The sequence below is a fragment of the Adlercreutzia muris genome, from assembly GCF_041223505.1.
Taxonomy (GTDB): Bacteria; Actinomycetota; Coriobacteriia; order Coriobacteriales; family Eggerthellaceae; genus Adlercreutzia; species Adlercreutzia muris.
The window spans coordinates 64,490-77,369 of record NZ_JBCLQK010000001.1 but is presented as its reverse complement, the minus strand read 5'-3'; the positions used below and the strand labels follow the sequence as shown (position 1 = coordinate 77,369).

At 66.1% G+C, this 12,880-nt stretch carries 10 protein-coding genes; 6 read left to right on the top strand and 4 right to left on the bottom strand.

Features of this window, described 5'->3' with window-relative positions:
• The first annotated feature begins 92 nt into the window (after nt 1–92).
• Nucleotides 93–656, top strand: a complete 564-nt coding sequence (gene efp / locus AAK988_RS00290) for an elongation factor P (protein ID WP_016308328.1) — start codon at nt 93–95, stop codon at nt 654–656.
• A 128-nt stretch (nt 657–784) separates the two neighbouring features.
• On the opposite strand, the gene AAK988_RS00285 is transcribed toward efp, so the two are convergent.
• The gene (locus AAK988_RS00285) at nt 785–2,440 is read right to left on the bottom strand and encodes an FAD-dependent oxidoreductase (protein WP_369873368.1); all 1,656 of its coding nucleotides are present in this window, start codon (nt 2,438–2,440) and stop codon (nt 785–787) included.
• A 221-nt stretch (nt 2,441–2,661) separates the two neighbouring features.
• Between AAK988_RS00285 and AAK988_RS00280 the strand changes: the two genes are divergently transcribed.
• A complete protein-coding gene (locus AAK988_RS00280) occupies nt 2,662–4,137 on the top strand; it encodes a helix-turn-helix transcriptional regulator (RefSeq protein WP_369873369.1) in 1,476 nt (491 codons plus the stop codon).
• A 32-nt stretch (nt 4,138–4,169) separates the two neighbouring features.
• Here AAK988_RS00280 and AAK988_RS00275 read toward each other — a convergent pair whose 3' ends face one another.
• The 3 genes from AAK988_RS00275 to AAK988_RS00265 form a co-directional block, all read right to left on the bottom strand.
• Entirely contained in the window at nt 4,170–5,042 is an 873-nt protein-coding gene (locus tag AAK988_RS00275; protein WP_369873370.1) for a DegV family protein, read from the bottom strand.
• 617 nt (nt 5,043–5,659) lie between these two features.
• Nucleotides 5,660–6,409 carry a hypothetical protein gene (locus AAK988_RS00270; RefSeq protein WP_369873371.1) on the bottom strand — a complete coding sequence of 250 codons (750 nt, stop codon included), beginning with the start codon at nt 6,407–6,409 and terminating at the stop codon, nt 5,660–5,662.
• Complete coding sequence (locus AAK988_RS00265; protein WP_369873372.1) at nt 6,399–7,109, bottom strand: cytochrome c3 family protein; 711 nt, start codon at nt 7,107–7,109, stop codon at nt 6,399–6,401. Before AAK988_RS00265 ends, AAK988_RS00270 begins: the two co-directional genes overlap by 11 nt.
• Nucleotides 7,110–7,374: 265 nt before the next feature.
• Here AAK988_RS00265 and AAK988_RS00260 point away from each other — a divergent pair, with 265 nt between their 5' ends.
• The 4 genes from AAK988_RS00260 (at nt 7,375) to AAK988_RS00245 (ending at nt 12,870) form a co-directional block, all read left to right on the top strand.
• Nucleotides 7,375–8,679, top strand: coding sequence for a putative endonuclease domain-containing protein (locus tag AAK988_RS00260; protein ID WP_369873373.1), 1,305 nt, complete (start codon nt 7,375–7,377; stop codon nt 8,677–8,679).
• Nucleotides 8,680–9,287: 608 nt separating this feature from the next.
• Nucleotides 9,288–11,159 (top strand): acetyl-CoA carboxylase biotin carboxyl carrier protein, encoded by a 1,872-nt coding sequence (gene accB, locus AAK988_RS00255; RefSeq protein WP_369880255.1) that lies wholly within the window; start codon nt 9,288–9,290, stop codon nt 11,157–11,159.
• Between the two features lie 11 nt (nt 11,160–11,170).
• Nucleotides 11,171–12,523, top strand: coding sequence for an acetyl-CoA carboxylase biotin carboxylase subunit (gene accC, locus AAK988_RS00250; RefSeq protein WP_242370251.1), 1,353 nt, complete (start codon nt 11,171–11,173; stop codon nt 12,521–12,523).
• Nucleotides 12,520–12,870 (top strand): Asp23/Gls24 family envelope stress response protein, encoded by a 351-nt coding sequence (locus tag AAK988_RS00245; protein ID WP_151430526.1) that lies wholly within the window; start codon nt 12,520–12,522, stop codon nt 12,868–12,870. The genes accC and AAK988_RS00245 overlap by 4 nt, the downstream gene beginning before the upstream one ends.
• The last annotated feature ends 10 nt before the right edge of the window (nt 12,871–12,880 follow it).

Here is a 12,880-nt window from a genome sequence, read left to right as displayed (position 1 = left end):
CCCGCAAGATGGCTATAATGTAACGGTTTGAATCAGGCGCGACGTGCGAGCGTAAGGGTTTCCGCGGCGCGTGAGCATGAAAGGAAGCATCCGTGGCAAGCATTTCTACCGCCGATTTCAAGAACGGCATGTGCATCATCAACAACGGCAAGATGTGCACCATCGTCGAGTTCCAGCACGTGAAGCCGGGCAAGGGCGGCGCGTTTGTGCGCACCAAGCTCAAGGACATCAAGACCGGCCGCGTGGTGGACTACACCTTCAACGCCGGCACCAAGTTCGATTCCGTGCGCCTGGAGTCCAAGAAGATGCAGTACCTGTACAACGACGGCGCCGACTACTGGTTCATGGACAACGACACCTTCGAGCAGATGCCCATCGCCGCCGATATGGTGGGCGCCGCCTCCGATTGGCTGAAGGAGAACGACGAGGCCACGCTGCTGTACGCCGGCGACGAGCTCATCAGCCTGGAGCCCCAGATGTTCGTGGAGTTGGAAGTGACCCACACCGAGCCGGGCTTCAAGGGCGATACCGCCACCAACACGCTGAAGCCGGCTACCCTGGAGACGGGCAAAGAGGTGCAGGTGCCCACCTTCATCGAGATCGGCGACGTGCTGCAGATCGACACCCGCGACGGCCGCGTCATCAAGCGCGTCTAATCAAGCGGGAAAACCTCACAGGTCGAGAAGCCTCCTCCGGGAGGCTTCTTCTATTCCCGGGGAAGGGGCGCAACCGAAAGCAGCCCCTCGGGCGGAGGGGCTGCTTTCAAGAAGGGGAGGGCAAAAGGCTAGGCGCTGGCCATGGCGTTGCGGGCGGCGATGCGGCCGAAGACGCAGCACTCGCCGATGTTGCCCGTGCCCTGGTACATGGCGCCCCAGATGCTGCCGAACTCGCCGGCGGAGTACAGGTTGGGGATGGGATCGCCGTAGGGGTCGAGGATGCGCGACTCGGCATCGTGCACCGGGCCGCCGTCGGTGTTCAGCAGGGTGGGCGTGCACAGCATGGCGTAGAACGGGCCGCTTGCCACGGGGGTCATGTGGTTGCTCGGGCGGTAGAAGGCCATGTCCTCGCCGCGCTCGCAGAACTCGTTCCACTGGGCCACTGTTTTCGACAGCTCGTCGGCGGGCACCTCGATCTGGGCGGCCAGCTCCTCGATGGTGGCGGCAGAGTGCGCCCAGCCGTCGGCGACCGGATCGTCGGTCAGCCCCTCGGGCAGCGCGCCGGCGGCCAGGCCGTTCGCGTCGAAGACGAACCAGGCCTTCGGCGGCAGCTGCAGGTGGATCCAGCGGCCGCCCCACTGGGTCTGGCCGTGGCGGTAGCCCACGTTCGTGGTCAGGTTGCTGCCGATAGGTTGCACGTCGCCGGCGGCGCAGGCATCCCAGTCGTTGTAGAAGCGGCGCCCGTTCACGCCAACGGTGATGCCGAACTCCTTGGTGAGGCCCGTCTGCTGGGTCTGGGTGAACTGGGTGTTGTCCAGGTTGCGCGGAGCCAGCCAGAAACAGGCGCCCCCGTGCATGTGCCATAGGGCCGCTCCGGCCTTCTGGCAGGCGCGATGTCCGTCGGCGGTGTTCTCCAGGGCCGCGGCGGGTGTGACGCCCTGCATACCCATGTACTGCTCCAGGTATTCGGCATCGTTCTCGAAGCCGCCGGTGCACATGACCACGCCGCCTCGGGCTCGGTAGTACTTGTTGCCGCCGTCATCGGCCACGACGCCTAAAATGGTGCCCGTGGCCGGATCCTGCACGAGCGCGGTCATGGGGGTGCTCAGCTTGTAATCGATGATATCGGCGTGGTCGCGCACGTAGTTCTGCAGGAACACGGCGATATGGGTGGGGCCGTCGCCGGCTTCGCCCCCGTCGAACATGAACGCGCCCTGGAGCTCTGCTCCGGGAATCTCGGGATACTCGGGAATCTGGGTATTGCGCATCTCCTCGCTTGCCCAGCCGAGGGGCTTCACGCTCATGTAGGGTTCGCCGCCCAGGTCTTTCACCCACTGCACGTTCTCGGTAATACCCTGGGCATAGGCGCGCAGCACATCCTCGGGAGTGCAGTTCGTGTCGCCGCACAGGCCGCTGATGTAGGTCTCGTAGATGGCATCGGCATCCTCAGCGTGCATGCAGAAGCCCGACGACGCGAAGCTGTTGCCGCTGCAGTTCGCCGACTTCTCCAGAAGCAGGCAGCTCTTGCCGTCGCCTTCGAGCGCGACCGTGGCCGCCGTCGACAGGCCGGCGATGCCACCGCCCACGACGATTACGTCGTACTCGCCGTCCCATGAGATGTCGGCGATGGCCTGGGCGGCATCGTTGCCCGCGGCGGAAAGGCCGGTCTCGCCCTTGGCCTTGGGAGCACATCCAGCGGCACCAAGGGCGGCGGCACCCACAAGGGCGATGCCGGCTGACTTGATAAAGGAACGGCGGGTGGGGGTGAGGTTCAGATCTTGCATGGGGCTCTCCTTCTCATTCGGATGCCGAGCAGGTGCCCGGCGTTGCTTTCTCCGTGGCTCGAACGATACGGCCGCGCCCCCTCTTCCGTCATGCCCTGTTGCGGGGGAGGGCACTACCCGTTGCGGGTGATCTTCGCGAAACCCCAGGTGAGAGGCGATGCGGTCGGGATATCGGAAAGTTCTTCCCCAGATGGGGCGGCAAACTCCCTATAATGCATGCCATGGAAACCTATCGCAGACAATTCGAACTTGCGGGCGCCGGCATCGTATCGGCGCTCGCGCTGACGGGCATCTGGACCCAGCACGTCTGGGTCTTCTGGCTGAACACCGCCGCCATGGACGTCGGCAGCCTCCCGTGGCAGAGCATGTACCTCGTCACGGGGCTTGCCATGCTCGTCGCGGTCGGGCTCGTCCTGCTCGGACGTCCCTCGGCTGGCTGCCTTCGCGGCGTGGATGCGGTTGCGGGTGTGGTGTCGACGGCTGCCACGCTGGTGGTTGCCCTCGCCGCCGTGGGGGTCGCGGCACCTTCGGCGGCCACGGCGGCAAAGGTCGTGGCGGTGGTGGGTTATGGATGGGCCTATCTACGCTGGGGGCAGTTCTACGGCCGTCTTTCCATCCGCCAGGCCGTGGCTTATCTGTTCACAGCGGGCATCGCCGCGGCGGCGCTGAAGCTCGCGGTGTTCACGCTGTCCCCGCTGGCGGCGGGTATCCTGGCCGCGCTGCTGCCGGCGCTCTCGATCGTGCTCTGCCGCCGCGCCCTGCGCCTGACCGCAGAGGGCGGCGAAGGCGACGGTGCCCCTGCGACCGACGGGGGCGACGCCTGCCCGTCCGCTGCCGAGGCGGCGTTCGGCGTCCTGGCAGCCGCGCCCCGCTTCACCCGGGATAACGTCGGCGCGCTCTGGAAGGCGGCGGCGGTGTTCGTCGTCTTCAGCTTGGCGAACGCCTCCATGCTCTCCTTCCAGCCGGCCTCCGATACCCTCGGGGGCGTGGGGCTGTTCGCCGCGGCCCGCGCGCTCGACGCCCTGCTGTGCCTGGGCATTCTGCTGTTCGTCTTCGCGCTCGCACGGCCTTTCGACTTCCCCCAGCTGTGGAAGATCGTGCTCTTCGTGCTGGCCACCGACCTGCTCTGCGAGCTGATCGCGCCCGATGCCGGCATGCAGGCTCTCTTCTCGGGCGTCTCCCTGAACTTCATCGTGCTGTTCCTCTGGCTCACCTTGGCCGATGTGGCCCGGCACAGCAGCTTTTCGCCCTTCCTCGTCTTCGGTATCGGCTGGAGCTGCTATGTACTGCCGTTCTACGGCGGCTCGCTGCTTGCTGCCGAGTTCTTCCGGCATGGTTTGGGCGCAAGCTATGTGGCGGTGCTTCTGTACGTGGTGACTCTGACCATGGCGCTGTGCCTGCAGTCGAGAGACCAGAACATCGCCCATATCTTCGGCGATCTGGCCGAGCGGGAGCGTGTTGCGCCGAGCGACTTCGACGACATCGAGAGCCGGTGCGCGGCGGTGGGCGCCCGCGCGGGGCTTACCGCGCGCGAGGTGGAGGTCATGCAGCTGTTCTGCAAGGGCCGCACCAAGGCCTACATCGCCGAGACGATGTACGTGACAGAGAACACCGTGCGCAGCCACATCAAGCACATTTACACCAAGCTCGGCGTGCACAGCCGCAAGGAGATCCAAGAGCTCATCGACGCCTACTGACGCTCTCCCGCCAGGAGGAGAGCTGCGACTGGCTAGTCCCGGGCGAAGAAGGCGAAGGCGACGCCGTCGGGGCCGACGTGGGTGCCGATGACGGCGCCGACCAGGGTGAGCGGCAGATCAACGGCATCGGGGCTCTCGATGATGCCCGTATCGGCGGCAATGGCGAGCGAGTCGGCGATGTACTTGCGGCCGATCTTGTCGGACAGGCCGGAGTAGGCCACCCACACCGGGCGCGTGAAATCGATGCCGCCGGCCTTCTCGATTTCCTCGAACACCATGGAGCGCGATGCCTTCGAGCCGCGGGCCTTCCCCAGAACGACCACTTTGCCGTCCACGACGCCCACCACGGGCTTGATGGACAAAAGGCCGCCGATGGCCGCCGCCGCGCCGGAGATGCGCCCGCCGCGGCGCAGGTACTCCAGGCCGTCTAAGGCCGCCACGAGGCGGATGTCCTTCTTCTCCTGATCGAGGCAGTAGGCAATGTCGGCGGCGGAAAGCCCCTCGTCGCGCAGGGCCCAGGCGCGCTCGGCCAAGATGCGCTCGCCGACGGTGGCGTTCTCGGAATCCACCACGAAGACGGATTCCTTGAAGGGGGCTGCGGCGATGCAGGCGCTCTGGTAGGTGCCCGAGATGTGGCTCGACAGCGTGATGCACACCACGGTGTCGCCGGCGGCCACGGCCTCCTGGAACAGATCCTGGAACACCATGGGGGGAATCTGGCTCGTGCGCGGCAGCTCGTCGCTCTCGACGAGGCGCTCGAAGAACTCGGTGCGGCTGATGTCGACCCCCTCGGCGAACTCCTCGTCGCCGAAAGTGATGGTCATGGGGATGATGGTGATGCCGTGGGCGCAGGCGTAGTCCTCTTCCATGTCCGCCGACGAGTCCACGATGATGCGAATGGCCATGGTGCCTCCAAAGTTGTGTTTGCTTCCCTGTATTCTATCGGGCGGCGGCGCTCGGAGGGCGCAATGGCCCAAAGGCAAGTAAATTGTTCATAATTCGGGCGGCGGTCCGCTGTGGCGGTTCGGCGCTTTGGCCGAAGAGTCGCCGCCGCGGATGCTTGGACGGGCCAATTGCGGCTACAGTAGGACCCTCTTCGCGCCAATCGGACATTTCTGCGACAAATGATGCGATCGGGCGACATTTCCCGCGGGGAAAGACCCTGGAATGCGACAAATCTGTCGATCGGGCGACATATTGCGGCAATGGATGTCGCCCGATCATGCGATTTGTCGCATTTCAGGGCAAAAGCTTGGGAAGCGGGGAAGCGCGCAAAGCGCGGAGAGTCCGTGGGGCGCATGGGGGGCGCTGAACCTGCCGAGCCTACCGAGCCTACCGAGCCCACTGAACCTACCGAACCCACTGAACCTACCGAACCTGTCGAACCTGTCGAACCTACGGGGCCTGCGGGACCTACCGAACCTACCGAACCTACCGAACCTACGGGACCTGCCAAGCCTGCTGAATCTGCGGCATGCGTCGAGCTCGTGGAGGGCCTCGTTGTCTGCGCGAACGCGTTTCCTTAGCGAGGCCCGCCCTCGTCGGTCTCGCACTTGACGAACTCGGTGTACCAGCGCACCTCGGCGCCCTGCTCGGCGGCGTAGGCCAGGATAGACTCCGCGAAGCCCCACTCCTCGTCCTCGCCCACAGCATCGGTCTTCTGGGGGCTGTGGCCGGTGGCGAAGGCCTTGTTGCGGCCCGGGTCGTCGATGTTGCCCACGCCGCCTTCGAACTCCATGACCATCTTGCCGTCGCGCTCTACGATGTCGGTGAGCCAGTTCACCATGGCGCCCGACTCGTTGGCCCACAGCTTCACCAGATCGTAGTCGACGAATCCGTTGGCGTAGCGGACGATCTCCTCCATGGCCTCCATCTTGTCGATGCGGAACTGGGGGAACTTGTCGAAGGACGCCTGCTGCAGGCGCGAGTCGATGGCGCCGATGTCCTCGCGGACGTTGTGCGGGCTGCCCTGGCGGTCGATGCCGAGCACGCGCGCTCCGTTCTCGGCGGCCGAGATCATGGCCGGGATGCAGCCGGTGCCGATACCCACCACGAGCACCTCGGTGTCGATGGTTTCGGCGATCTCGGACTCTTCGATGACGGGCGGCGCGCCGAGCCAGGAGGGGCCGCCGAAGTCGCCCGTGCTCAGGTTCGCGGGTTCCTCGGCCGCGTACCCGTGACCGCACCCGGACAGCGCGGCGGCGGAAAGGCCACCCAAGGCGGCCAGGCCCGCGCCCTTGAAGAAGCTGCGGCGTGAGACATTACTCTGCATGGGGGGCCTCCCATCCTTCGGGCAGGGTCAGATCGTGGCACTCGTTGCGCACGAGCACCTGGTTCTCATGGATCTTGTGGCAGTCGCCGCACTCCAGCGCCATGTCCTGGTGGCTCGCGTGGGGGTTGTACTTCTCGTCGTTGCCGGCAAAGTCCCACAGGTTCGCGGTGATCTCGTCGAAGGAGGTGCCCGCGGCGTGGTGGCACTCGGCCCGTGCGCAGAACTCCTCGCTTGCGAACTGCTTGCCGGTGGCGAGCATGGTGCCGTCCTCGGTCATGGGGTAGGTGTCCGACACCCAGGCGCACACTTCGGCCACCTGGGTGGTCAGTTCGGCGGTGTGGCAGTCCAGGCACGCCTCGCCGGCCTTCGCGTGGGCCGTCACGCCGAGCTGCGGGTTATCGTCGTCGTAGGTCTCCACGTAGTAGTCCATGGGGTTGTGGCAGATGGCGTTGCAGAAGCTCGGCTGCTCGTGCCAGATCCAGAAGCCCGCGCCGGCCACCACGATGACGGCCGCCACCACGCCGGCGACGATCCACCCGCGACGCCGCGGCTTCTTGGCGGCGCCGAGTGCGCCGTTGGGCGATGCGGCGCCGGATGCGATGCCCAGAGCCGGGGCATCCGCCGCTGGAGCTCTGGGGCCGCCGGGCGCCCCCTCCTGCGGTCCAGCCGCGGTTGCGGCCTTTTCCTCGTCGATGCTCATGATCGTTTCCTCCCTTCCTCGTCTTGTATAGAAACGATGGGGCCAGTGTGCGCCCCAAAGGGGTGGAAAGCTATTACCCCAGCGGGGTAAACTTTGCGTTTAGCCTGATGAGTTCAGGGTAAAAGGCAGCTGGGCAGGGGAGGGGAAGGAGGGACGGGCCGGCCGCGGGCGCCCGATACCCGACCTGCCCCATCATCGATGTTGGTTGCGTCGAGGCGCATCTTTCCAGTTGCCGGGAGCCAGTTGGCGGGTAAGGTGTCGCGTTATGAGTTTGTACCTCTCCCATAGCACTGCGCTTCGCTTCTGGCGCGCCTGGTCGGCCGCGGCTGCCGTGCCCTTGCATGCCTTCCACGGCATGGGCGCCGCCGAAGCTGCGCTGTTCCCCGATCGCTTCTTCGCCGCATCGGAGGTGCTTTTCCGAGCCGCCCGCACCGATCGAGAGATTCGGGAGGCGTTGCGGCGCGCGGCAGCCCCGGGGGATCCCTCTGCGGCGTCCGCCGCCGAGAAGGGCGCTGATCCGGCGGCCTCCGTCGTGCCGGCCGCCGTTGCCCCGAGGGTGCCGGCGGCCGTCGTGCTGGAGGCTGCAACGTCGCGCGCGAGCTCACTGGGGGTAGCGGCCGCCACTGCGCCGGGCGTGGCCGCGCCGGGGGCGCCGGCTGCCGATGCGGCGTCAGCGAGCGACGCGATGCCGGCGACTGGCGCCGTGGCGGTGGCGCTTCGCACGGCATGCTGTTCCGATGGCGATCCGGTGCATGTTGTGACGGCCAGTCGCGGAGGTTTGCGCGGCTCGACCGCCGTGACCCGCCATCGGCTCGGGGGCGCCCTGCCGCGGGGATCATTTCTCAAAGTGGCTCCGGGCGTGTTCGTGTGCTCTCCCGAGCTCGTCTTCGTCCAGATGGCCGCAAGCGTTTCCCGGGGCGCCCTCCTCGCGCTCGGCTACGAGTTGTGCGGCTGCTATCCGGTCGGGGACGATCGGGCGGGCGCCCTCGTGCGTCGGCCCCTGACCGCCCCGCGTCGCCTGTCGGCATTCGCTGCCCGCGCGACGGGGCTCACGGGCGTGACGGCGGCCCGTGCGGCCGCAAAGCGGGTGCTTGCCAAATCAGGATCGATCATGGAGACAGAGGTGTCCATCGTGGCCTTCTCCTCTGTGGCCCAGGGCGGGTTGGGGCTTGTGCCGCCGAAGCTGAACGAGCCGGTGACGCTGTCCGCCCGGGCGAAAGAGGCGACGGGCCTGAGCCGCGTTGTGTGCGATTGGCTGTGGCCCGAGGCGCGGGTGGCTGTCGAATACGACGGACGCGACTCCCACGCCAGCCCGCAGCAGCAGGCCCGCGATGCCCGCAAGCGCGATGCGTTGCGCATCGACGGTTTCGACCTGACCGTCATCACGAGCTCTCAGTTCCACCACGTGACCCAGTGCACGGCGCTGCTGCTGGGCGTGGGCCGTCGCGTCGGGCCGAGGAAGCGCAAGCTGAGCGCCGAGCACGTGCCCCGGCATTTGACGCTGCGCAAGCAGGTGCGCGCGCACCATCGCGAGCATTTCCCCTTTCTCTTCAAGAAGAGCCGCTCGTAGAGCCCGTTCTTCTCACGGGGTCCCATCCAGTAATCTCGCTGTTTTTCGTCGAACTCGGGGAAATGCGACAAATCGGCTAATTGGGCGACATCGCAGAGCGTCATATGTCGCTCAATCGACACATTTGTCGCAGATCGGGTCTCTTTTCGAGAAGAAATGTCGCCCAATCGCGGTGTTTGTCGCATTTCCCCGGTTTGAGCTGGAAAGGCCCCGCGCCCTTGCGCGGCGGCCCGCGCCCCTGCCGCCTGTGCTCCCGGCCCGCCTACGCCTCTCGGCAAGCCCTCCGCCTGTGCCCCTTCGCGGCTTCCCTCGCTTCTCCCTCTCATTCTTTCCCTCTATATTACATCCCTTCTGCCGCTGCACTGTGCTCTCTTGTCGCCTTCCCCTCTGTCCTCGTCTCCCTGCCGCTTCCGTACGCTCGTCTCCCCTCGTTCTCCCACAGCTTCCCCCGGCGCCCCGTCCCCCGGCCCTTCCTCGCCGTTTGCGTCCTCCTGCCGCTTCGTTGATGTTTCTTGTCGGCAAATCACGTGCTCGCGCTGTGGGCTATGCGGGGTGTCCCCTATAATGCAACACTTGATCTTTGACTAACTATAAGGAGGTGTGAGTTCATGCCACGGCTTCAGATCATGGATACGACCATTCGCGACGGTCAGCAGAGCCTGTGGGCCACCCGCATGCAGATCGGCGACATGCTGCCGATCCTGCCGAAGATGGACCGCGTCGGCTATTGGGCCATCGAGGCGTGGGGCGGGGCGACATTCGATTCCTGTCTGCGCTTTCTGGACGAGAATCCTTGGGAGCGCCTGCGCGCCATCAAGGACAAGACGCCCAACACCCCCCTCGCTATGCTGTCGCGCGGCCAGAACCTGGTGGGCTACAAGCATTACTCGCGCGAGATCGTCAATCGCTTCATCGGGGCCGCCCATCGCAACGGCATCGAGGTCTTTCGCGTGTTCGATGCGCTGAACGACATTCGCAACGTGGTGGACAACGCCGAGGCCATCAAGGAGCACGGGGGCCTGTTCGAGGGCGCCATCTCCTACACCATCTCGCCGGTGCACACGCTGGACTCGTTCCTCGAGTACGGCCAGCAGCTGAAGGACCTGGGCGCCGATACCATCGCCATCAAGGACATGGCCGGCATGCTCACCCCCTACCGCGCCGAGCGCATGGTGAAAGCCTTCAACGAGGAAATCGGCCTGCCGGTGCACATCCACTGCCACTACGTCGGCGGCATGGCCCCGGCCAATATTTTGAAGGCCGCCGAGGCCGGCGTGGCCGTGGCCGACACCGCCCATGCGCCGCTGGCCTTCGGCAACTCGCACCCGGCCGTGGAGATGATCGTGGCCGCTCTCAAGGAGAGTCGCTACGATACCGATCTGGACCTCGATCTGCTCTTCGAGATCTCCGAGTACTGGGAGGAGATGCGCAAGCGCGGTCACTACAAGCGCGGCGTGTCCTCGCTCATCCACATGCAGGTGTACTCCCACCAGGTGCCCGGCGGCATGATGAGCAACCTCATCAGCCAGTTGGAGGTGCAGAAGGCCGTCGACCGCCTGCCCGAGGTCATGGCAGAGATTCCGAAGGTGCGCGCCGAGGTGGGGTATCCGCCGCTCGTGACCCCCATGTCACAGATCGTGGGCACGCAAGCGGTGTTCAACGTGCTCACCGGCAAGCGCTGGAGCGTCATCTCCAAGGAGATGAAGGACTACGTGTGCGGCTACTACGGCAAGGCCCCGGGCCACATGGACAAGGAGATCGTGACAAAGGTGGCCGGCGATACCGAGATCTTGGATCCGGCCGTCGCCCCCGGCACGCTTGTGACCACTACCTACGACGAGGTGGCCAACGAGATCGGGGACTTGGCCCACAGCGAGGAGGACGTGCTCATGTACGCCCTGTTCCCCAACGAGGCCCGCACCTACCTTTCCAAGCACCGAGTATCCGAGAAGGTCGACTTCATGCTGGAGCAGGAGTCCAGCGGCACCAAGGAGGATGATTACGTGGACATCAATCAGATTCGCGAGTTGGTTCGCGTTGCCGAGGAGAGCGGCGTCGGCGAGATCGTCGTCGAGGAGGAGGGCGTTCGCATCGTCGTGCGCATGCCCGGTCAGGGCGCGCCCGTAGCGGCCTCCGCGCCGGCTGCCCCGGTGGCCCAGGCGGCCCCTGCTGCGGCCGCGGCCCCGGCGCCGGCCGAGGAGGTTCCCACGCGACCGGCCGCCTGGAAGCCGGTCATCGCCCCCATGGTGGGTACTTACTACGAGGCCCCGGCTCCCGGTGAGCCGCCCTTCGTGAAGGTGGGCGATGAGGTGGCTGCCGGCGAGACGTTGTGCATTGTCGAGGCCATGAAGCTCATGAACGAGATCGCGGCCGAGGAGATGGGCACTGTGCGCGAGGTCTGCCTGTCCGACGCCACGCCCGTGGAGTACGGCACCGTGCTCTTCTACGTGGAGCCCCACGATCCCACCCCGGGCGTGTAGGAGACCCTGCTATGTTCGAGAAAATTCTCGTCGCGAACCGCGGCGAAGTGGCCCTGCGCATCATGCGCGCCGCCCGCGAGCTGGGCGTGAAGACCGTGGCCGTGTACTCCACCGAGGACGCGAGCACCTACCCGGTGCAGTACGCCGACGAGGCCGTGTGCATCGGTCCCGCCCAGTCGGCCAAGAGCTACCTGGTCATGTCCTCCATCATCGCGGCGGCGAAGAACACCGGTGCCCAGGCCATTCACCCAGGCTACGGCTTTCTGGCCGAGAACGCCGAGTTCGCCCGTGCCTGCGCCGACAACGACCTGGTGTTCATCGGCCCAGCGGCCGAGTGCATCGAGCGTATGGGCGACAAGTCCAGCGCGCGGGAGACCATGAAGGGCTGCGGCGTGCCTACCGTGCCCGGTTCCGACGGTTGTTTGGATACGGTGGAAGAGGCCGCTGCCTTCGCCGAGCAGGTGGGATACCCCGTACTCATCAAGGCCACGGCCGGCGGCGGCGGCAAGGGCATGCGCGAGGTGCACGACCCGTCCGATCTGGCCGCCCAGTACAAGGCGGCCCGCACCGAGGCAGGCGCCGCCTTCGGCAACGACGGCGTGTACCTGGAGAAGCTCGTGCTGCGTCCCCGCCACGTGGAAGTGCAGGTGCTCGCCGACGACCACGGCAACGCCGTGGCCCTGTGCGAGCGCGATTGCTCCATCCAGCGCCGTCATCAGAAGCTTTTGGAAGAGGCTCCCTCTCCGGCGCTCACCGACGAGCTGCGCCGGGCCATGGGCGTGGCGGCCCTGAAGGCCGTCCGCGCCGTGGACTACAAGAATGCCGGCACCATCGAGTTCCTGCTCGACGAGCGCGGCGAGTTCTACTTCATGGAGATGAACACCCGCGTGCAGGTGGAGCACCCCGTGACCGAGGAGATCACCGGCACCGACATCATCAAGGAGCAGCTGCGCATCGCCGCCGGCGAGCCCATGAGCTGCGCCCCCCGGGCGCCGTTCGCCCCGGCCGGCCACGCCATCGAGCTGCGCATCAACGCCGAGGACCCGGCCCACGGCTTCCGCCCCTGCCCGGGTACCGTCACGCGCTTCGAGCCCCCGGCGGGTCCCGGCGTGCGCGTGGAAACCTATTTACGAACTGGTTCTAAAATCTCTCCGCACTACGATTCCCTCGTTGCAAAGGTTATCGTACATGGGCAGGACCGCGAAGAGGCCGTGGCCCGTGCCCGCCGTGCCCTGGACGAGTTCGTCATCGAGGGCATCGCCACCACCATCCCGTTCCATCAGCGTGTGCTGGACAACGAGGTGTTCCTGGCCGGCGACGCCACCACGGACTTCATCGAAACCCAGATGGGAGATGTGCTATGACCAATGAAATGAACGTTGAGGGACTGTCGATCGCCCCGGGCGTCATGGAGACCATTATCTCTGTGGCCGCCAGCGAGGTGGACGGCGTGGCCTCGCTCGGCAACTTCGCCACGAGCGGCATTCGCTCCATGTTGGCGAGCAAGCCCTCCACCTCCGGCATCGAAACGAAGATGACCGAGGACGGCAAGCTCTACGTGGCCGTGCACGTGGAGGTGTACTACGGACACGTGCTGCCCGAGCTGGCAGCCGCCCTGCGCTCCGCTGTCGCTGAATCGCTGGCCACCCAGGCCGGCGTGGAGGTGTCGGCGGTGGACGTGTACATCGACGGCATCCAGTTCCAGTCCTAGGCGGCGCGCT

Bases quoted from the DNA above. Each gene is read 5' to 3' on its own strand.
- AAK988_RS00285 (WP_369873368.1), bottom strand. From the start codon at position 2,440: ATGCAAGATCTGAACCTCACCCCCACCCGCCGTTCCTTTATCAAGTCA.
- AAK988_RS00280 (WP_369873369.1), top strand. From the start codon at position 2,662: ATGGAAACCTATCGCAGACAATTCGAACTTGCGGGCGCCGGCATCGTA.
- AAK988_RS00275 (WP_369873370.1), bottom strand. From the start codon at position 5,042: ATGGCCATTCGCATCATCGTGGACTCGTCGGCGGACATGGAAGAGGAC.
- AAK988_RS00270 (WP_369873371.1), bottom strand. From the start codon at position 6,409: ATGCAGAGTAATGTCTCACGCCGCAGCTTCTTCAAGGGCGCGGGCCTG.
- AAK988_RS00265 (WP_369873372.1), bottom strand. From the start codon at position 7,109: ATGAGCATCGACGAGGAAAAGGCCGCAACCGCGGCTGGACCGCAGGAG.
- AAK988_RS00260 (WP_369873373.1), top strand. From the start codon at position 7,375: ATGAGTTTGTACCTCTCCCATAGCACTGCGCTTCGCTTCTGGCGCGCC.
- accB (WP_369880255.1), top strand. From the start codon at position 9,288: ATGCCACGGCTTCAGATCATGGATACGACCATTCGCGACGGTCAGCAG.
- accC (WP_242370251.1), top strand. From the start codon at position 11,171: ATGTTCGAGAAAATTCTCGTCGCGAACCGCGGCGAAGTGGCCCTGCGC.
- AAK988_RS00245 (WP_151430526.1), top strand. From the start codon at position 12,520: ATGACCAATGAAATGAACGTTGAGGGACTGTCGATCGCCCCGGGCGTC.